18 protein-coding genes are annotated in these 18,196 nt (G+C 60.3%); 9 read left to right on the top strand and 9 right to left on the bottom strand.

The window, feature by feature from the left end; genetic code table 11:
• Positions 1 to 146: 146 nt before the first annotated feature.
• The 4 genes from phnE (SIAM614_RS01530) to phnC form a co-directional block, all read right to left on the bottom strand.
• Positions 147 to 1,481 carry a phosphonate ABC transporter, permease protein PhnE gene (phnE, locus tag SIAM614_RS01530; protein WP_006931471.1) on the bottom strand — a complete coding sequence of 445 codons (1,335 nt, stop codon included), beginning with the start codon at positions 1,479 to 1,481 and terminating at the stop codon, positions 147 to 149.
• Positions 1,482 to 1,492: 11 nt separating this feature from the next.
• Positions 1,493 to 2,341, bottom strand: a complete 849-nt coding sequence (phnE, locus tag SIAM614_RS01525) for a phosphonate ABC transporter, permease protein PhnE (RefSeq protein ID WP_006931469.1) — start codon at positions 2,339 to 2,341, stop codon at positions 1,493 to 1,495.
• Between the two features lie 163 nt (positions 2,342 to 2,504).
• A complete protein-coding gene (phnD, locus tag SIAM614_RS01520; RefSeq protein ID WP_006931467.1) occupies positions 2,505 to 3,419 on the bottom strand; it encodes a phosphonate ABC transporter substrate-binding protein in 915 nt (304 codons plus the stop codon).
• A gap of 58 nt (positions 3,420 to 3,477) precedes the next feature.
• Positions 3,478 to 4,311, bottom strand: coding sequence for a phosphonate ABC transporter ATP-binding protein (gene phnC, locus SIAM614_RS01515; protein WP_006931465.1), 834 nt, complete (start codon positions 4,309 to 4,311; stop codon positions 3,478 to 3,480).
• A gap of 399 nt (positions 4,312 to 4,710) precedes the next feature.
• On the opposite strand from phnC, the gene SIAM614_RS01510 reads away from it, so the two are divergent.
• The 4 genes from SIAM614_RS01510 to SIAM614_RS01495 all read left to right on the top strand — a co-directional run bounded on the left by SIAM614_RS01510 (position 4,711) and on the right by SIAM614_RS01495 (position 7,197).
• Complete coding sequence (locus SIAM614_RS01510; RefSeq protein ID WP_006931464.1) at positions 4,711 to 5,337, top strand: DapH/DapD/GlmU-related protein; 627 nt, start codon at positions 4,711 to 4,713, stop codon at positions 5,335 to 5,337.
• Positions 5,338 to 5,424: 87 nt separating this feature from the next.
• Entirely contained in the window at positions 5,425 to 5,994 is a 570-nt protein-coding gene (locus SIAM614_RS01505) for a helix-turn-helix domain-containing protein (RefSeq protein ID WP_006931461.1), read from the top strand.
• 73 nt (positions 5,995 to 6,067) lie between these two features.
• Positions 6,068 to 6,688, top strand: a complete 621-nt coding sequence (locus SIAM614_RS01500; RefSeq protein WP_006931460.1) for an HD domain-containing protein — start codon at positions 6,068 to 6,070, stop codon at positions 6,686 to 6,688.
• A 137-nt stretch (positions 6,689 to 6,825) separates the two neighbouring features.
• A complete protein-coding gene (locus tag SIAM614_RS01495; RefSeq protein WP_006931459.1) occupies positions 6,826 to 7,197 on the top strand; it encodes a SpoIIAA family protein in 372 nt (123 codons plus the stop codon).
• A 68-nt stretch (positions 7,198 to 7,265) separates the two neighbouring features.
• On the opposite strand, the gene SIAM614_RS01490 is transcribed toward SIAM614_RS01495, so the two are convergent.
• Both SIAM614_RS01490 and SIAM614_RS01485 read right to left on the bottom strand, forming a co-directional pair.
• The gene (locus tag SIAM614_RS01490) at positions 7,266 to 8,054 is read right to left on the bottom strand and encodes a class II glutamine amidotransferase (RefSeq protein WP_006931458.1); all 789 of its coding nucleotides are present in this window, start codon (positions 8,052 to 8,054) and stop codon (positions 7,266 to 7,268) included.
• 16 nt (positions 8,055 to 8,070) lie between these two features.
• Positions 8,071 to 9,540 (bottom strand): aminotransferase class V-fold PLP-dependent enzyme, encoded by a 1,470-nt coding sequence (locus SIAM614_RS01485; protein ID WP_006931457.1) that lies wholly within the window; start codon positions 9,538 to 9,540, stop codon positions 8,071 to 8,073.
• A 101-nt stretch (positions 9,541 to 9,641) separates the two neighbouring features.
• On the opposite strand from SIAM614_RS01485, the gene SIAM614_RS01480 reads away from it, so the two are divergent.
• Positions 9,642 to 10,103 (top strand): Lrp/AsnC family transcriptional regulator, encoded by a 462-nt coding sequence (locus SIAM614_RS01480; RefSeq protein ID WP_006931456.1) that lies wholly within the window; start codon positions 9,642 to 9,644, stop codon positions 10,101 to 10,103.
• Positions 10,104 to 10,109: 6 nt separating this feature from the next.
• Here the strand turns inward: SIAM614_RS01480 and SIAM614_RS01475 are convergent, their stop codons facing one another.
• On the bottom strand, positions 10,110 to 12,824 hold the full coding sequence (locus tag SIAM614_RS01475) for an SH3 domain-containing protein (RefSeq protein WP_006931455.1): 2,715 nt from the start codon (positions 12,822 to 12,824) through the stop codon (positions 10,110 to 10,112).
• A gap of 215 nt (positions 12,825 to 13,039) precedes the next feature.
• Between SIAM614_RS01475 and SIAM614_RS01470 the strand changes: the two genes are divergently transcribed.
• Positions 13,040 to 13,468, top strand: a complete 429-nt coding sequence (locus SIAM614_RS01470; protein WP_006931454.1) for a hypothetical protein — start codon at positions 13,040 to 13,042, stop codon at positions 13,466 to 13,468.
• Positions 13,469 to 13,551: 83 nt separating this feature from the next.
• Here the strand turns inward: SIAM614_RS01470 and SIAM614_RS01465 are convergent, their stop codons facing one another.
• Positions 13,552 to 14,676: a Gfo/Idh/MocA family protein gene (locus tag SIAM614_RS01465; RefSeq protein ID WP_040438747.1), complete on the bottom strand. Its 1,125-nt coding sequence runs from the start codon at positions 14,674 to 14,676 to the stop codon at positions 13,552 to 13,554.
• 35 nt (positions 14,677 to 14,711) lie between these two features.
• The gene (locus SIAM614_RS01460) at positions 14,712 to 15,422 is read right to left on the bottom strand and encodes a GntR family transcriptional regulator (protein ID WP_006931452.1); all 711 of its coding nucleotides are present in this window, start codon (positions 15,420 to 15,422) and stop codon (positions 14,712 to 14,714) included.
• Between the two features lie 190 nt (positions 15,423 to 15,612).
• Here SIAM614_RS01460 and SIAM614_RS01455 point away from each other — a divergent pair, with 190 nt between their 5' ends.
• From SIAM614_RS01455 to SIAM614_RS01445, 3 genes are read left to right on the top strand one after another with little or no spacing between them, the layout of a single operon-like run.
• Positions 15,613 to 16,767 (top strand): LLM class flavin-dependent oxidoreductase, encoded by a 1,155-nt coding sequence (locus tag SIAM614_RS01455; protein WP_006931451.1) that lies wholly within the window; start codon positions 15,613 to 15,615, stop codon positions 16,765 to 16,767.
• A complete protein-coding gene (locus SIAM614_RS01450; protein WP_006931450.1) occupies positions 16,767 to 17,657 on the top strand; it encodes an aldo/keto reductase in 891 nt (296 codons plus the stop codon). Before SIAM614_RS01455 ends, SIAM614_RS01450 begins: the two co-directional genes overlap by 1 nt.
• Positions 17,657 to 18,172 carry a flavin reductase family protein gene (locus SIAM614_RS01445; RefSeq protein ID WP_040438908.1) on the top strand — a complete coding sequence of 172 codons (516 nt, stop codon included), beginning with the start codon at positions 17,657 to 17,659 and terminating at the stop codon, positions 18,170 to 18,172. The genes SIAM614_RS01450 and SIAM614_RS01445 overlap by 1 nt, the downstream gene beginning before the upstream one ends.
• Positions 18,173 to 18,196 lie beyond the last annotated feature (24 nt).

Below are 18,196 nucleotides of genomic sequence, written 5' to 3'. Positions count from 1 at the left end.
ACAGGCCCCTCCGCAGCTTCGAAGCAGTTTCCGAACGCTGCCACGCTAGCGCGACATAAATGCGGCAAAAAGGGGGGAGCGGGAGTTATCAAGACGAACCCGGCCCCTCGCCGGGCCGGGTCGTCTCTTTTTCAGGTTCGAAGGCTCTATTTGCCTTCGATCAGCTTCCGGCGCAGCCAGCCGGACGTCTGGTCCATCAGGATCACCACGACAATGGTCAGGATGATGATGTAGCTGGTGTTTTCCCAATCACGCGAGGTCTTCATGGTTTCGACCAGCAGGAGACCGATGCCCCCTGCCCCGAGTGCGCCGATAACCGTGGCTGACCGGGTGTTGGATTCCAGGTAGTAAAGCACCTGGGAGACGAAAACCGGCAGGATCTGCGGGATGACCCCGTAGCGATACCGCTGGATCTGGTTGGCGCCGGTCGCCCTCACGCCCTCAACCTGCTTGTTGTCGATGTTCTCCAGCGCTTCGGAAAACAGCTTGCCGAGCGAGCCGGTATCGGTGAAGGCGATTGCCAGCGCCCCGGTGAGCGGTCCAAGGCCGAACGCGCGAATGAAGATCAGCGACCAGATCAGCATGTCGATGCCACGCAGGAAATCGAAGATGCGGCGGGTTCCGAACCGAAGCAGTTTCGACGGCGTAAAGTTGCGCGCGGCCAGAAACGCCAGCGGCAGACCGAAGAACGCGGCTGTAAGCGTGCCGAGCACGGCCATCATGATGGTCTCGAACAAGGCAGTGAACACCTTGCCGTGCTGCCAGTCGGGGTTTTCCAGAAACTCGTCGACGATGAACCAGAGGTTCGACGTGTCCGGGTCCATGCGATCGGAACTCAGCGCAAGCGCATAAAGCTGACTGAAGGACATGCCGTAAAGCGGCGAGCGGAACGGAAACCAGAAGTTTTCCCAGCCGCCGAAGTAGTTGTGGACCTCGATCTTCGTCTTGGTGATCTGCAGGCGCCGGTCAAGCGTCGGGCGAACGTCAAGCTTGCGCGGGTCGACCTTGATCCAGTCGGGAGCCGGCCCTTCCGGCAGAACCGTTTCGACGCCCTTGGCAGTCGCGGTGCCCTCCACCACCCCATAGCCGGGGATGGTGAATAGAGCCGTCCTGCCGTCGATCTCGACCCGGTAACCGTCGCCGAGGTCGACCACGCCGTTTTCGCCGTTGAGCTGAACCCACTCGGGCACTTTCGCATTGTCGTAAGTGGCGGTGCGCTCGCCTTCGATTGCGACTTCGAACTCGTTACGCCGGAAATCTTTGGTGACGTGCACCTTGTAGGCAACGGAATCGGTTGCCAGGATCAAGGCCCGCTCCGGCTGGGCACGGGACAGCAGGTCCGGCACGCCGAAAGCAAACCACGTGTAGACGAGGTAGGTGAGGATCGCGAGGGGTACGGCCACGGTGATCAGCGCCCGCTGGCGGACCTTGCTCCAGACCAAAGCCTGGGTGACGGGAGTTTCGAGCGTATCGACGGTCATGAGAAATCCCCTCAATGCGCCCGGCCGGTGCCGACCAGCTTGCCGCGCAGATAGGACGAAAGCTGGTCGATGGCCATGATGGTTATGAACAGAAGGACAAAGATCGCGGCGGTTTCGTCGCCCGCGCCCTTGCCCCAGCCGATGGTGCGGCGCAGCTCCTGGCCGATACCCCCGGCGCCGACGAAGCCGAGAATGGCCGAAGCCCGCACGTTGATCTCCAGTCGCAGCAGGAAATAGCTGAGATAGTTCGGGGCGACCTGGGGCAGCACCGCAAAGCGGATGCGCTGCAGCCAACTGGCCCCGCAGGCCGACAGGCCCTCGATGGGCTTTCGGTCGATGTTGTCGTTCACTTCGGAAAAGAGTTTGCCAAGCGCACCGGCAGTGTGAAAGGCAACCGCGATCATGGCCGGCACCGGACTGGAGCCGAGCACGAAGATTAGGAACAGGGCAATGATCAGCTCGGGAAAGGCGCGCGTGATGTCCATGATGCGGCGCACGACCGGGATCAGCGGTCCCCAGCTATCGACATTGCGCGTTGAGGCCATGGCCAGCACCACTGCCATCGCGCCGCCGAGAAGGGTCGCAACCGCGGCAATGTTCAAGGTTTCCAGCATGGCCGGAACGAACTGCAGTATCAGCGAGAAAAAGGCCGGGCCGGCGTCAAAGGCTTCAACGACGATTTCGCCCGGATAGTCGAAGAACTTGGACAGGCCCTGAATGAATCCGCCGGAATTCATCGCATTGGATTTCGAATATCCGGAGACCAGAACCGCGACGACCAGCAACAGCCCTATCAAAGAATAGAGCTGGCGGCGTTTGCGCATGGACAGGATTTCCTGCTCGAGTGCGGCAACAGCCATTGTTTGGAACCTTTACTTGATGCTCGCTTCAACCGGAGCGGGGTGGCGGTGCAGGCTAAACCCTGCCGAGCCCAGGCCCTTCGGGCGGTGTTGAGGCCCGTTACCGGTCCTCAGGACAGAACGCGGGCCGGAAACCGGCCCGCGCAGAGTTCGAAGTCGGCGATTATTCGCTCTTTGCCTTGCGGGCAGCGACGATCGACTCGTAAGCTTCATGGGTGATCGGCTCGAAGCCGCGTGCTTCACCGGCCATGACACCATAGGCGCATTCCTGGTCTTCCTTGACGAGGTTGGCCATCAGTTCGGTCATCTTCGCCTTGACGTCGTCCGGCAGCTCCTTGGACAGAACAACCGGGCCTTCCGGGATCACCGGCGAACGCCAGATTTCCTTGATCTCTGTCATGTCGACCAGACCGGCGTCGGTTGCCTTGCGCAGCGCACCGGAGTTGTAGCCGTCTTCCCATTCGCCGAGACCGTCAGCCCAGGTCACACCGGCAGCGATGTCGCCGTTGAACACGGCAACGATGGTCTGCTCGTGACCGCCGGTGAAGACGACGTCGGAGAAATACTCGCCCGGCTTCATGGAGTAACCGAGTTTCGGGATTTCGATGGACGGGATCAGGTAGCCGGACGTGGAGTTCGGATCACCGAAGCCGAAGGTCTTGCCCTTCATGTCTTCAAGGGAATTGATCTCGCTGTCGACGCGGGCAAAGCCGATGGAATAGTAGCCGTAGCTGCCATCGTTGTTGACCTTGACCAGAACCGGCTCAACGGCTTCCGGGTCGGTCAGGAAGACTTTTGCATAGCCGGAAGCGCCGAGCCACGCCATGTCGAGGTTACCGCCCAGCAGGCCTTCGATAACGCCGTTATAGTCAGCCGGAGCGAACAGCTTTGTGGGAACGCCGAGCAGTTCCTCGGTCTTTTCGCGCAGGCATTCGTTGGCACGCAGACGGTCGGAAGCGTTTTCGCCGCCGAGCAGGCCGATACGGAATTCCGTGATTTCCGCTGCACCGGCAACAGAAGCGTTCAGGGCGATCATGCTGACGGCAGCAAGCGCAGCAACTTTAGCAACGAGTTTCATTTGGGACACTCCCCGAGAGTTCTCAATATTGATGACGTTAAGCGGGTGCGCAGGCGGGTCAGACCGCTGCTGCCGCCGGGGTCATCGCACCGGCGGATTCTCTGGAACCGGACTGGCCGGCATCGATGGCGGTGGACGTCGCCGCCTCGTTAAAGCTTTCATCGGCACCGTAGATTTCGCGTGCGACAGCCGTGGTCAGCGCTTCCGGAGCCCCGTCGAACACGAGGAAACCGTCGCGCATGCCAATCACCCGGTCGCAATAGGTCCGTGCGGTGTCGAGCGTGTGCAGATTGCAGATGACGATCTTGTTGTCGCGCTCATGAATTTCGCGCAGCGCATCCATGACGATCTTGGCATTCATCGGATCAAGCGAGGCAATCGGCTCGTCCGCAAGGATCATGTGCGGGTCCTGCATCAGGGCGCGGGCAATGGCAACGCGCTGCTGCTGACCGCCGGACAGTTCCTCGGCCCGTTTGGTGGCTTCCTGGGCAATGCCCAGCCTGTCGAGCGCAGCGAGCGCGGAATTGACGTCTTCCTGGCTGAAGATGTTGAAGAGGCTTTTCAAGGTGCCGTGACCGTTGAGACGGCCCAGCATAACGTTGGTCACCACATCCAGACGCGGAACCAGGTTGAACTGCTGGAACACCATGGCGCAATCGCGCTGCCAGCGGCGCATCATACCGCCCTTCAGACCGAGAATGTCCCGGCCCTCGAACAGGATCTGCCCGGAGCTTGCAGGCGTCAGCCGGTTGATCATGCGCAGCAGCGTGGACTTGCCGGCACCGGACCGGCCGATGATCCCGACCATCTGCGGTTTTTCGATATTAAAAGTTACTTTGTTGACCGCGGTCCGAGACCCGAAGGTCTTGGTGACTTCCTGAAATTGAATCACGCGTCAGCCCTGTCCGTTGTGTTCTTTGTGCTGCGCGACAAGAGCCACCGGACGATTACAGAAAAATGACACTCCTTTGACGGGAAGCCTAAAATTTTATGACAAATCAATGACATCCCCGCCCTGGCCATAGACTAATCGACTGTCCGAGCCAGGGATTCCGCAAGTCTCTCAGCACTTTCCGGGAGCAATCGTCATTCCATTTGCCTGGCTAAAATCAGCTCAGAAATCCGTGCTCAAAATGACAGCATCCACCTGCCCGCGGTCATTTTCGCTTGGGGAGACGCGTGTGAAAAAAGACAAGGAAGTCACCTCAACGTCATCAAAGCGTCATGACGGACGACACTGGCACGGCTAAAAGGCGGCTCTGCTGTCCCTACCACTATCGATGGAGACCAAATGTCCGCGCCGACCCAGAAGCCCGCCTTGAGCGAAGCCCCGAACATTCATCCGGATGCCAGGGTGTTGAACTGTGATCTTGGTATCTGGACCGAGGTCGGTGCACGCACGGAAATGCGCGAAAGCAACATGGGGGACTATTCCTATATCGTGCAGGAAGGCGATGTCGTCTGGTCGACCATCGGCAAGTTCTGCTCCATCGCCCGGCGCGTGCGCATTAACCCGGGCAACCACGCAACCTGGCGCGCCTCCCAGCACCATTTCACCTATCGCGCGGCTGCCTATGACCTTGGCGACGACGACACGGACTTCTTCCAGTGGCGCAAGGACGATTGGGTGACCATCGGCCACGACGTTTGGATCGGCCACAATGCGACGGTGCTTGCCGGCGTTTCCATCGGCACGGGGGCGATTGTCGCTGCCGGGGCCGTCGTTTCCAAGGATGTTGCGCCCTATACCGTTGTGGGTGGAGTGGCCGCCAAAGAAATCAAACGGCGTTTCACAAAACAACAGGAACAGGCCCTGATCGATATTTCCTGGTGGGACTGGAACCATGACGAGCTGAAGCAACGGCTTCCGGACTTTCGCAAGTTGTCCATCGACGAATTCATCGAGAAATACCGCTAAGCCTGACTTTTAAAGAGGCGCGGCCGCAAGTGGCCGTGCCGCCGTTTCCTGCTGCCCAAAATGCCAAGGACACGTTACACTCGTCGCATGCGAACAGAAACCGCCGTTCTTGAAAGCAGTCTTGGCCCGTCACTCCGGCGCTGGCGCGTGCTGAACCGGGTTAAACAGGAAGCCCTGGCGCTTGAGCTCGGCGTTTCGCAGACGCGGATTTCGCGCTGGGAGAGCGGCAAGGCCCGGCCAGACAACAACGACCGGGCGAAAATCACCCGCTTGCTCCGTGCCCGTCCGCAGAGTGCTGCCGACAATGCCCTACTCGATCTCGTGTCCCGATCCGCTGTTCCCGTGCATCTGGTCTGCGACCTGACACACAGGCTGCTGGCCATGTCCGCCCCGCGCGCCTGTGAATGGCGCGCCCCGGTGAGCGAGTTTCTCAACCGTCCCCTGTGGCGCTTTGCGTCCGAAGGCATAAGGGCAACCGAGCACCGGCTGGCTGACTATGGCTGGTTCGAGCCGGATGCCCCGGACATTGTCTACAGGACGGAACATGTCGACTTTCCGGAAATGACCATTCCGGAAAGCACCATCCGGATTTCGCGCCTGCCGCTGTCGGACGGGCGGTTTGCCCGCCTTGTCCGGGAGGAGCTGCCAGGCGCGTGAGCCGGCGTGTATTGCTGGCGCATAAATTATGCGGAACATCGCCCGCCCCGGTGACCCGTCCTAATCTGGCACCATGACGAACACTGCCCCTTCCCTCGTTCTTCCGGAAATCTCATCGGCCAGACTGACCGGTCTGCTGGAGTTTCTGCAATCTGCCGAGCAGCTTAAAGACACGCTTCGCTCGGGGACGACCGCCAACGGTCGGCCCGAAAGCACAGCCGAACACAGCTGGCGGCTCGCCTTGATGGTTGTTCTTTTCGAACCGGAGCTGAAAGACATCGACTTGCTCAAACTCCTGAAACTGGCTCTGGTGCATGATCTCGGCGAAGCCATTTCGGGAGATGTTCCTGCTCCTCTCCAGACGCCCGGCGACAACCGTCAGGAACGGGAACGGCGGGACTTTCTGACCCTGTGCGAACCACTGCCGGCAGACATCGCTGAAGAGCTGCTTTCCCTTTGGGATGAATATGCTGCGGCAGTAACGGCGGAGGCGCGAATTGCCAAGGCGTTCGACAAGCTGGAAACCATGCTTCAGCACGTTCTGATGCCGCGGCAGGAGGCCTCGTTTTACGCTTTCAACCTGGGTTACGGCGTTGATCGCACCGATTGCAGCCCCCTTACGCGCCAGATCCGGGACAAGGTCGATGGTTTGACAAGGGCCTTGATGGAGGACGCGGGCCGGGAAAGCGCCTGAACGCCCTCCTCATTTCCGGCTTGGACACCCTCGTTACTTACCGAACAATCTTCCGGCACGGTCAGGCAGGTTCTTATTTGCCGCGATTGGGTTTACGCTTGCCGATGTGCCAGTCACACACTGCCGGAGGAAGCAGCATGTACACAATCCTGCCCCGCAGCCAGGGTGCCGTTCTCGGGGTCGAAATTTCCGGAAAAGTCGATGTCGATCAGGAAAAGAGCCTGATCGCCAAGGCCGAAGAACTGATCGAGGAACAGGGCAAGATCAGCGTGCTGGTCGTTCTGGGCGATCATGTCGGCGTATCCTTCGAGGCTGCCAAGGAGGACATCAGATGGGTGCTGGCCAACATGCAGCATCTCAACAAAATCGCCATCGTGACGGACAGCAAGTTGCTGGCCGCCCTTATTGCGATTGACGCAACGTTCGCAAAGATGCTCGGCATTCAGGAAAAACACTTCGACCGGGACGAAATCGACATTGCCTGGCACTGGGTCGAAAGTCCGGCCTGAAGCCTTTCGGCAAAGAGCCCCCGTCCAATATCGCAGCTCCGCCTGACCGGACCTTCGATCCGGTCAGATCAGGCATCGACGAGTTGCTCTTCGCTCAGGAAGGCGACCTGTTTCACCTGGCCGTCCCTCACCTCGATCATCTGGCCCTGCGGGACCTCCATCCAGCAGCCGCGTGCTTCGTCCAGCGGCTCTGACACCACCATCACGCCGTCGTCATAGACGCGGTAATAGAGCGTCGGTGCCAGATTGTCCGACGCATAGCGGGCGGCAAAGAGCGTTTCGCCATCCGACCAGCCAGCGGCAAAACGCATGTGCGGCGTCGTGCCGGCGTATTTCGAAAGAGCTTCAGCCTCGAACACCGCTCTGGCCATGGCCGCGCGCGGGTGCTGATTGAGGCCATAGGCGAGCGCGACCAGAAACAGGCTTTCGCTGTCGGTGCCGCCGATGCGGTCGCGGTAGAGATCGTCCGGGATCATATTGTCGAGGCGGCGGCGCACCTTGTCGTAGCCGCCAACCTGACCGTTGTGCATGAAGGTCCAGCGTTGAAACGTGAACGGGTGGCAGTTGTCCCGCGTGGTCGCTGTTCCGGTAGACGCGCGCACATGCGCCAGGAAGTGGCGCGAGCGTATGTGCTTGGCAATCTGCAACAGATTCGGATCCGACCAGGCCGGCCGTACGTCCTTGTAGACGCAGGGCGTTTCCCGGTCGCCATACCAGGCGACGCCGAACCCGTCGGCATTGACGGATGTCTTGCAGGAAAGTGCGTTACGGCTCTGGTCGATCAGCGAATGCGCCGGATCGCAGATGACTTCTTCCAGATACTTCGGAGCTCCGCTCCAGGCAGCCCAGCGGCACATGTCGACTTGGTGTCCTTCAAGCGGCGTCTTGCATCGCCTTGAACCGGGCCGTGGCTTGGTCGCACGCGTAATAGTCCGCGGCCGGATAGGGATGCAGCGCCAGATCTTCGACAGCGGCAATGATCCTGTCCGCCTTGTCTACTGTCATGAGCACCGAAAAATTGAGCCGTGTCCAGCCGGGTTTCTTCAGTTCTTCACCGGAAAGAATGCCGGAACGCAGCGCTTCGGACTGTTCCGGGCCGATATCAAGCAGCCGGTGGGCGTAAGGCCCCGCGCAGGCGCAACCGCCGCGGGCCTGGATGCCATAAAGGTCCGAGAGCATACGGGTGACAAGCTGCTGGTGGACATAACCGCCGCGTTCCAGATCCCGCACCCGGAACGAGAACACCGGCAGCACGTGACGGGCGTTGTCATTGCCGAGAATTTCAATTGCCGGATTGTCGCGCCAGACGGCCAGCGCCCTGGCCCGCCAGGCGGCATTCCGCTCGTCCATCAACCTTTGCCCGATGGCTTCCTTGACCAGAAAGACCAGGGCCGCACGGATGTCGCCAATGACGTTCGGCGTTCCAGCTTCCTCACGGGCGGAAAGGTTGCCGGAGTAGTCATGAGCCCAGGGCGAGACGAAACGAACGGTACCGCCCCCCGGAAAGACCGGGGTCGCCTTGCTGACCGCCGCCTTGCGCACGATCATGACACCGGAGGCAGCAGGCCCGCCGATGAACTTGTGCGGCGAGACGACGACGGCGTCCTTCTGGACATCCGTCCCGGCTTTCATGTCGATCGGCAGATAAGGACCCGAGCCGGCGCAGTCCCAGACGCTGAGAGCGCCGTAGCGCTTCAAGAGACGCGTGACCGCTTCGTCGTCGGTGACGATGCCGGTGACGTTGGACATCATCGAGAACGCACCGACGATCAATCGGCCGGGGCCCGCGGCGCGCAGCACCTCTTCCAATTCGGCAAGATCGGGACCTCCCGTCGCCGCTTCGTCTACCTCAACGACCTCGGCTCCGCTTTCCCGCCAGGGAAGAATGTCGGAGTGATGCTCATAGGGTCCGATGACGACGAGCGGCTCCTCACCGCGCTCAGCAGCAGCGGAAACGCCAAGAAGATGTACCAGCCTGTTGAGCCCCGCGGTTGCGCCAGAGCCGCAGAAGACCGTCGCATACCCCTCATCAGCCCCGCAGATGCGTGCGATTTCAGACCGTGCCGCCTCGCGCATCCGCGTCATGGCACTGCCGCAGTAGGACGCTTCCGTGTGGCTGTTCGCGTAGACCGGCAGGATTTCTTCCAGAACGAATTCCTCGATCTGGCGCAGGGCCCGTCCGGAGGCAACGTAGTCGGCATAGATGAGCTCCCGTTCACCGAACGGGCCGGAAATGGATGTCCCCTCGCCGATCAATCCCGCCCGCAGGCGGGAGATCAGATCCGGGGCTTTCAGATCATCGACGAAATGATCGAGTGCCGTACCAGTTTTGTGGGTCATCATGTGCTCCGAAACGACTTTTCCGGATCATACGACCACTACCAATGGGATTTCTTCACCTTATTCAATTGTCTTGTTTCATATTTTGTGTCATTTGATCGAAGATGGAGAAAAAATTCGATCATATTGACCGTGCGCTGTTACGTGCCCTTCAACGGGACGCCCGTCTGTCGCAAAGAGACCTTGCAGACAAGGTTGGTCTTTCCCAGAACGCGTGCTGGCGTCGGTTGAAAACGCTCTATGACAGCGGTTTGATCGAAGGGCACACGGTCCGTCTGGATCCGGCCCGGCTTGGGCTGAACCTCACCGTCTTCGTGATGATCCGGACCCGGCACCATTCCAAGGAGTGGCTGGAAAGGTTCCGGGGTGAAGTCGTGGCCATTGCGAATGTGATCGATTTCTACCGGATTGCCGGCGACTACGACTACATGCTGAAAGTGGTGGCCGAAGACATGAATGCCTTCGACCGGGTGTATCAGCGCCTGATCGAGAAGGTCGACCTGGATACGGTCACGTCGTACATGACCATGGAATCGATCGCGGATGCCCGCGATCTTCCGATTTAGCCAGCATCAACGGCGGCGCCCGCCGCCTCCCCTGCGCACACTACCGCCGCCGCTGGGACGCTGTACCCGCGCCTGCGGGCGTGATTGCTGGACATTGCGCTGACGATTGACCTGCCGGTTGCCGGCCGTTCTGGCCCGCTGGTCACGGCTCAGATGCGCCGGTGCCTGGGGACGCGCCGCCGGACGTGTGGCAGGGCGGGTCGCCGGGCGTTGCACATTCGGCTTCTGGACGTTCGGCCGCTGGACACTGGGCCGCTGCACGTTTGGACGCTGCACATTCGGCTTCTGTACATTGGGACGTTCCGCCGGTCGTTGCGCATTTGGCCTTTGCACGTTCGGGCGTTGGACGTTGGGGCGTTCAACATTCGGACGCTGGCCTGCAGGCAGGTTGGTCGGGCGCTGAATGTTGGGACGGTTCTGAACCTTGTCGCCCAACGGCCTGTTGGCAAGGGCGGCTCCTGCGCCCGCGCCGATTGCGCCACCTGCCAGTCCGGCACCAATATCCCCGACACGGTCCTGGATTGCGTCGCGGGAGGGAGCAGCTACCTCTCCCCAGCGGCCGCCTTCGAACTTCTGCCATTTTTCGCCATCGCGGCGATAAACGCTTCCATCCCGGCCGGCAAAAACATCGCCCCGGCGGTCAAGGTTTGCCACCTGGCCGAGATTGCCGTCCTTTTTCCAGCGCTGAACGGCGCCCGCCTGAAGATCACGCGTGCGCGACCATTCCGGCCCGCTCACCACCTTGCCGCCCCAGGAACCGTAAATGCCCCTTGCTCCGCCAACCACGACCCGGTTGCCGGTGCGCGGATTGTAGGCGCTGATGAAGCCGGCACTGCCGCGCGGCCCGCTGATAGCGGCACCGCGGATGTAACCGCCGGTACGAGGATTGTAGATGCCGCCTCCGGCAATGCCGCGCAGCGGGCCATAGGCGTAACCATAGCGTCCGAAGGTGCCCCGGACCGGGTTATAGAAGGCGCCGATGCCATAGGTCACCGGGCGCGGAAAATAGATCGGACGCAGACCCGGGCGGTACCAGGGCCGGTAATAATATCCGGTGCCATAAACGAAGACGCCCCAGGACAGGAACCCGGCCAGATAGCCCATCGTATAACCGTACCAGACCGCTCCCGGCTCGCTGTCATAGATGCGCACATAGGTGGTGTTGTAGACCGGGGAAGACGGCGGAATGGTGTAGATCTCGTCCGGTACGGCCGTTGCGACGGCAAAGGGTCCCTGTGGGCTGTCGCCGACGAACCAGACACCGTCCTGCAGCACGTAGTATTTCGCGCCGACTTGGATCACCTGGTCGCTGGTATTGACCGCGTAGGACATCGACGTGCCGTCGATCTTTTCAAATTCCGGGTCCCCCGCGTAGGAAACATCCGCGCTGACGGAACCGACCTCGACGCGGGCGGTGGTCGGAATGCTGGCCTTCAACCGGGCCTGAGAGGCCTCCGAAGTGCCCGGAATGGATGAGCGGACGGAATAGTAAGGCGCGTCTTCCGGCAGGTTCTGGAAATCGGACGGCATGTCTGGCGTCGTAAAGGTCCATGGCCCTTGAAGCGAGTCAGACTTGAACCAGCGTCCTGACACGAGAATGTACCAGGTGGACGTGGATTTCAGGAAGAAGACATCGCTGTCGGTGTTGGAGGCCCATTCCAGATCGGTGCCTTCCACCGGCTCCAGCGCAGGCTCACCGTCAAAGACGATCATCTCGGCCGGTTTGTCGGAATAGATCACCTTCGGCGGCGCGTTGTCGGCAAAGGGCTCCCCTGGGATCGCTTCCCTGGTTTCCTTCCAGTTGTCATCATCGGGCAGAGAGCCGATCAGATCCGGCAACTTGTCGACCGCTTGCCAACCGGCCGACACATCCGTGGTTTTCATCCAGGACTTTTCGTCGCGAAGATAAAGCTCGCCGCTCTCGTCGATTTTCAGAATGTCCCAGTTGCTGTTGACCACGAAGCTGAGCCCCTGGTCGCCCTTGACCGGCGCAAAAATGGGAGCGCCCTCGGTCTGGACGAGAATGGACGGCTCGGTGGAGATGAAAATCGGCGGTGCTTCCGAATTCAGGCCCTGGACATCGTCCATGCGCTTGTATTCGGCAAGACCGGCGGTAATCCGGTCTTCCTTCACGGTGATAGTTCCGGTCGGCAGAATCTTGCCGACCTGGAGGGACAGATCCGTAAGGGACTGCCGGTCCAGAGCTGAAAAATCCAGCTCCGTCACCTGGATCTGGTTGATGTCCACTTCGCTCTTGTCGGGGTCGGCCACGGTCACGCCGCTGACGCCGATCACACCGAACACCGGCTTGGTATCCTTGTCCTTGATGTATTCCGCAGCCACGAGCGCCTTCAGCGTCTTGAAGTTGTCCCACTCGGTAAACTGCGGCTGGTAGAGCACCAGTGTCGCTCCGGCATCGGTCTGGAAGGACCGGGGCCAGCCTGTCGTCTGTTCCGGTTCGCTGAGCTGCAGATACTGACCGCTGACGAAGCCGTTCTGGCCGTTGTAGCTGATCGAGCACCACGCGCCGCTGTCGTCGCAGTTTTCCATTTCAACCTGCGTACCGGAGGGCACGGTTCCCAGTGAACCGAAGTTCGTTCCCGGTCCTTGCCTGAAATTGACGTTGGCGGTCGTCAGGGCTGGCGCGGCAAGCACGCCATTGATGAAAACTGTTTGCAAAATCAGCGTTGAAGACAGAAGAACGGAAAGTGACTTACGCATTTGGACCTCCCAGGGGCTGGTTCGGCCAGCTCTGCCGATGTCGGTGCATGTTTCTGCCCGCGCGCTCCGGAACCTGCTCGGCCCCGAAGCAAACTAAAAATCGTGGCAACGCCTATTCCCTGTGAGGGTCGTCACCATTAAATCTTACGTGGAGTGATATTCTATCCGCAAGATCACGTTGAAAGAAACTGCATTTCGACCAGGAGTTTATGGGAATGTTAAAGCGCTACGCTCTGCCAGCCGTTCTTGCAGGGATCATCTCGATCGGCGCTTTCCCGCCTGCCGCTCCGCAGAAGGCCTGGGCAGAGATCTTTTATTGCGAAAGCACGCGGACACCCAACGGCAGCGAGCCCTACTGCAACTTTCTGCTTTTCGACAAGGCGTTCACCCGCCATATGCAGGTGATCGTCGCTCAGGGAGCGCGCCGGGACATCGACGTCAACGGCCGCTACGACGTGTTTTGCGTCCTGGTGCAGAACCACAGGAACGTGCCGGACAATTTCGCCTACCGCAAGCAGCAGTCCAAAACGACGGACACGGGGCGAGAATACAAGGTACCGATCCGGGCCATCAACCTGCGCCGCGGACGGGACGGCTTCAGTTCCAACAACGTTCAGTCCCTGTTGCCGAAGGAACGCTGGTAGGCCATGGCCTCATGCCCGGCACAAATCAAAAAGGCCGGCACGACACATCGCACCGGCCAGGCCTCCAGAGGAAAACCAGGTTTTTAGCAGGCGACGGAAGAAAGCGTCTGAGCCCGCAGCGTGACGGCCTGCCCTGTGCGGGCGGACTGCTGCGCCGCCAGCCCCATTTCGACGGCCCGCCATCCATCTTCCAGCGTCACTTCAGGTGCCGGCTTTTCACCGCGCACCACTGCAACGAAACCTTCGTGCTGGTAGAAGGTTGAGCCGTTATGGTCGCCTGCGTGGAGGAGCAGCGGATCGACCGGAATGTCGATCTGCCGCGGCCCCTTGGGATGCCGCGGCGACACGACAAGCTGGGGCACTGGCGGCTCGCCGAGGTGTTCGGGCCAGAAGCGGCCGGGGCCCGGCACGAAGGCTTCGATCTTGCCTTCCGGTCCGACGGCCGAAACCTCTTCCTGATATCGGGCGCCTTCGGCGAACATGCAGAGTTCGAGCATGGCCCGGGCACCGTTTTCAAAGTCGACAATCACATAGCCATTATCGAGGATATCCGGCTGCTCGCCGTTGTAGATCTCGTCCTTGTGGTTCGCATCCTGGCCGGCGGAGGCCATCACGCGGACGGGTTCGCATTTCATGATCAGCCGCATGAGGTCGAAGAAATGGCAGCATTTCTCTACGAATGTCCCACCCGAATACCGGTTGAACCGGTTCCAGGCACCTACCTTGTCGAGGAAGGGAAAGCGGTGCTCGCGAATGGTCAGCATCTTGATGCCGCCGGTGGCTGTTTCCGCCTGTTCAATCAGCGCTGCGATCGGTGGCATGTAGCGATATTCCATCGCCACCCACACAGGCGCAGGATAGGACGCCTTGAAAGCCTCCAGCTCGGCAACGTCCTTCGGATCGGTGAAGAGCGGCTTTTCCACGAGAATCGGCAGCGGTCGCTTGCGGCGGATTTCTTCCATCTGCGGCACGTGGCAGTGGTTCGGGCTGGCAATCAGGATGCAGTCGAGCTCTTCAACGTCCAGCAACTCCGAAATGGAACCGGCAAACCGCGCTCCCGGCGCAAATCTTGCCGCCTCTTCCGCCATTCCGGCGTCCGGCTCGAAGATCACTGCAACTTCGGTGTCCGGCAGCAGCGCAATGTTGCGCAGGTGCTCCTGCCCCATCATTCCGCAGCCAATGACGCCATATCTTACCCTTGCAGGCATTCAGTCCTCCATGCTCGGTGGCATTCCCTGTCCACCTATTTCAAACGCTGCACGTAATGCGCCCGGTCCGTATCGAACCAGGTTCGCGAATATTCGACCGGCTTGGGCCGATCCGCCCAACTGAACCGTTCAATAAACCCTGTGAGTGTTCCCGCCGTCTTCTGAAAGATCTCGGGTGTCCAGTCCGGCAGCGCGCCGATGGTGACCCGGTCTTCCGCACGCACGATCCAGAACCCCAGGTGTTTCTGGTAAAAGCGGTAGAGAGAATCGGACAGGAGTTCGCGGCGGACGAAGCCGGCGTCCCCGTCCAGCCAGATTTCCTCCACCGCGATCATCACATCGTTGAGAAACCTCAAACGCCGGATGCGGGTGCCTTCCGCGCTGGTACCGAAGAGCGGCAGGTCGTCAGGCTTGACCATGCGCTGCACGTCAAGAATGTCTGCCCTCGGCAAACCACCGCCCGTGAGAAGCTCCAGGCGGAACATGGCGTAGACGCTTTCATGCGTGCCGCCCTGGCGTATGTAGTTTCCCGACCCCTGGATCCGCTCGAGTAAGCCTTTTTGCGTAAGGTCGGCAAGCGCCTTGCGCAGGGTGCCGATGGAGATGCCGAGCTCCTCCGCCATCTCCCGTTCCGGCGGCAAGCGTTCACCGTCGATCAGCCGTCCAGCCGCAATATCCCTGATCAAAAGCTCGCTTATCTGCACGTATAACGGCAGCGCGGTCGAGGATTGCGAGGCGGTTGGCATGGTGGTTCGAGGGTCTCGTTTTCAAAATTGATACACTATTGATTTACATCAAACCGGGTGATATGCAAGAAGAAATCGAACGCTAAATGAAGCCATTCGAAAACAAACGAAAATAGCGAAACCTCAACCGCGCCTCATTCGGCGATCTCGTGTTTCGCTATTCGAAAAGATGGTCCAAGGGAGGCACTTCATGACCGTAATCCCAGTCACGTCACCGGATCTCGATGCAGCGGAGGTATCCTGGTTCGCCGCATTGTGTTCCGACGACTACCAGTTTCTGGGCGTACCCGAAGGCCACCTGCGCTCCTCCTGGGAGCATTGCTCTTCCATCGTAAAGACTGCCGAGCAGCAGGGCTTCCGCAACATCCTGTGCCCATCGTCCTATCAGGTCGGCCAGGATACATTGTCCTTCGTGGCCGGCTGCGCGCCGATCACAGACAAGATCAACCTGCTTGCGGCCGTCCGCTGCGGCGAGATGCAGCCGATCATGCTGGCACGGACCATTGCCACGCTGGACCACATGCTGGAAGGCCGGTTGACGGTCAACATCATCTCGTCCGACTTTCCGGGCGAGCAGGCCGACAGCAGCTACCGCTACCAGCGCTCGCGGGAAGTGGTGGAAATCCTCAAGCAGGCCTGGACCCAGGACGAAATCAACTACGAAGGCCAGATCTACAACTTCAAAGGCCTGACCACGGATCCGGTGCGTCCCTATCAGACCGGTGGTCCCCTGCTCTATTTCGGCGGCTATTCCCCCGATGCGCTGGACCTGTGTGGCCAGCACTGCGATGTCTATCTGATGTGGCCGGAAAAGGTTGAGGAGCTGGAAGGCCGCATGAAGGCGGTCAACGCGGTTGCCGAAAAATACGACCGCACCCTCGACTACGGCCTGCGTGTGCACATGATCGTGCGCGACACGGAGAAGGAAGCGCAGGAATACGCGGACTACATCGTCTCCAAACTTGATGACACCCAGGGAACGGCCATCCGCGAGCGGGCTCTCGACGCCAGGTCTCTTGGGGTCAGTCATCAGGCCAAGAACCGCGAGATTGCCGATGAATTCGGCTACATCGAACCGAACCTGTGGACAGGTGTCGGCCGGGCAAGATCCGGCTGCGGGGCAGCGCTGGTCGGCTCAACCGATCAGGTGATGTCCAAGATCGAGGCCTATCAGAAGATGGGTATCCGCGCCTTCATCTTCTCCGGCTATCCGCATCTGGAAGAAGCCAAGCATTTCGGATCGCGGGTTCTGTCCAACCTGAAGACCTGTTCCCTGCCGCACGCCTATGGCCGTGTCCCGGCTGAAACCCCGGCAACGCCGCTCGGCAAAGGAGTGCGCCGCTAATGGATCGCGTGAAACTTTCCGACACTCTTGAATTCTCCCGCCTGATCTATGGCATGTGGCGCATCGGCGACGACAGCGATACGTCGCCCGCTCATGTGGAGCGGAAAATCCAGACCTGTCTCGACCAGGGCATAACCACGTTCGACCAGGCAGACATCTACGGTGGATACACGGCGGAAGCTGTATTGGGAGGTGCGCTGAAGGCCAATCCGTCCCTGCGCGGCCAGATGGAAATCGTCACCAAATGCGACATCGTCGCGCCGGCCGGGCGGTATACCGATGCCAAGGTGAAACATTACGACACCTCCCGGGCCCATATCGAAAAATCGGTCGAGATGTCTCTCCAAGATATGGGCATCGAGACCATTGATCTGCTGCTGATCCATCGTCCGGATCCGCTGATGGACCATCACGAGACCGGGACCGCGCTCGACGACCTGGTCAAGAGCGGCAAGGTGCGCAACGTCGGCGTCTCCAACTTCCGCCCCTGGGACTGGGAACTGCTGCAGTCGGCCATGTCGAACCGGCTTGTCACCAACCAGATCGAGATCTCGCTGAAGGAAATCTCTCCCTTCACCAATGGCGATCTGGCCTTTCACCAACGCCTTGGCACCAAGCTGATGGCGTGGTCGCCCCTCGGCGGCGGGTCGCTGATTTCCGAAAGCGGAAAGCTGGGCGCCGTAATGGATGACATCGCCGCGCAGGCCGGTGTCGACCGGTCCGCAGTCGCGGTTGCGTTCCTGCTGGCTCATCCGGCACAGCTGTTACCGGTCATGGGCACGAACAATCTGGAGCGCATCGCCAAGATCTCCGATGCGCTGAAAGTCAGCCTGGATCGTGAAACCTGGTACCGCCTTTACGAGGCGGCGCTTGGAACAGAGGTGCCATGATGACCATGCAGAATGCCAATCATACCGTGACCTTCGAACCGGACGCCGACAACACTCGCCTGTTACGCGATGCATTCGGCCGGTTTGCCACCGGTGTCACCGTGGTGACAACCGGATCGGCCGACGGCCCTGTCGGCATTACCGCAAACAGTTTTTCGTCCGTCTCCCTGGAACCGCCGCTGGTCCTGTGGATGCCGGACAAGGGATCGCGCAGGTTCCGCTACTTCGAAACGGCCGAGCATTACGCCATTCACGTCTTGAGCCACGAACAGGCCGAAGTCTGCAACGGTTTCGTGCGCAACGCCCATGCCTTCGATCAGCTCACCTACACGATCGACGGCAACGGTGTGCCCCTGATCGAGAACTGCCTCGCCCGTTTCGAGTGCAAGCGGTTCACCGCCTATGAGGGCGGCGATCATCTGATCGTTCTCGGCCAGGTTCTGCAGGCCGAGATGCGCTCGGGAGAAGCCCTGACATTTTATGCAGGCAAACTCGGACAAATCGCTCCAAGGTAAGGGCGGGAAACGGGGCGGCAACCG

Source organism: Roseibium aggregatum IAM 12614, assembly GCF_000168975.1.
Lineage (GTDB): Bacteria > Pseudomonadota > Alphaproteobacteria > Rhizobiales > Stappiaceae > Roseibium > Roseibium aggregatum.
Note: the sequence above shows the minus strand (reverse complement) of the source record. Positions and strands in the feature narration are given on the sequence as shown.

Excerpts from the sequence above, each read along its gene's own strand:
- phnE (WP_006931471.1), bottom strand. The coding sequence starts at position 1,481 with ATGACCGTCGATACGCTCGAAACTCCCGTCACCCAGGCTTTGGTCTGG.
- phnE (WP_006931469.1), bottom strand. The coding sequence starts at position 2,341 with ATGGCTGTTGCCGCACTCGAGCAGGAAATCCTGTCCATGCGCAAACGC.
- phnD (WP_006931467.1), bottom strand. The coding sequence starts at position 3,419 with ATGAAACTCGTTGCTAAAGTTGCTGCGCTTGCTGCCGTCAGCATGATC.
- SIAM614_RS01510 (WP_006931464.1), top strand. The coding sequence starts at position 4,711 with ATGTCCGCGCCGACCCAGAAGCCCGCCTTGAGCGAAGCCCCGAACATT.
- SIAM614_RS01505 (WP_006931461.1), top strand. The coding sequence starts at position 5,425 with ATGCGAACAGAAACCGCCGTTCTTGAAAGCAGTCTTGGCCCGTCACTC.
- SIAM614_RS01500 (WP_006931460.1), top strand. The coding sequence starts at position 6,068 with ATGACGAACACTGCCCCTTCCCTCGTTCTTCCGGAAATCTCATCGGCC.
- SIAM614_RS01495 (WP_006931459.1), top strand. The coding sequence starts at position 6,826 with ATGTACACAATCCTGCCCCGCAGCCAGGGTGCCGTTCTCGGGGTCGAA.
- SIAM614_RS01490 (WP_006931458.1), bottom strand. The coding sequence starts at position 8,054 with ATGTGCCGCTGGGCTGCCTGGAGCGGAGCTCCGAAGTATCTGGAAGAA.
- SIAM614_RS01485 (WP_006931457.1), bottom strand. The coding sequence starts at position 9,540 with ATGATGACCCACAAAACTGGTACGGCACTCGATCATTTCGTCGATGAT.
- SIAM614_RS01480 (WP_006931456.1), top strand. The coding sequence starts at position 9,642 with ATGGAGAAAAAATTCGATCATATTGACCGTGCGCTGTTACGTGCCCTT.
- SIAM614_RS01475 (WP_006931455.1), bottom strand. The coding sequence starts at position 12,824 with ATGCGTAAGTCACTTTCCGTTCTTCTGTCTTCAACGCTGATTTTGCAA.
- SIAM614_RS01470 (WP_006931454.1), top strand. The coding sequence starts at position 13,040 with ATGTTAAAGCGCTACGCTCTGCCAGCCGTTCTTGCAGGGATCATCTCG.
- SIAM614_RS01465 (WP_040438747.1), bottom strand. The coding sequence starts at position 14,676 with ATGCCTGCAAGGGTAAGATATGGCGTCATTGGCTGCGGAATGATGGGG.
- SIAM614_RS01460 (WP_006931452.1), bottom strand. The coding sequence starts at position 15,422 with ATGCCAACCGCCTCGCAATCCTCGACCGCGCTGCCGTTATACGTGCAG.
- SIAM614_RS01455 (WP_006931451.1), top strand. The coding sequence starts at position 15,613 with ATGACCGTAATCCCAGTCACGTCACCGGATCTCGATGCAGCGGAGGTA.
- SIAM614_RS01450 (WP_006931450.1), top strand. The coding sequence starts at position 16,767 with ATGGATCGCGTGAAACTTTCCGACACTCTTGAATTCTCCCGCCTGATC.
- SIAM614_RS01445 (WP_040438908.1), top strand. The coding sequence starts at position 17,657 with ATGACCATGCAGAATGCCAATCATACCGTGACCTTCGAACCGGACGCC.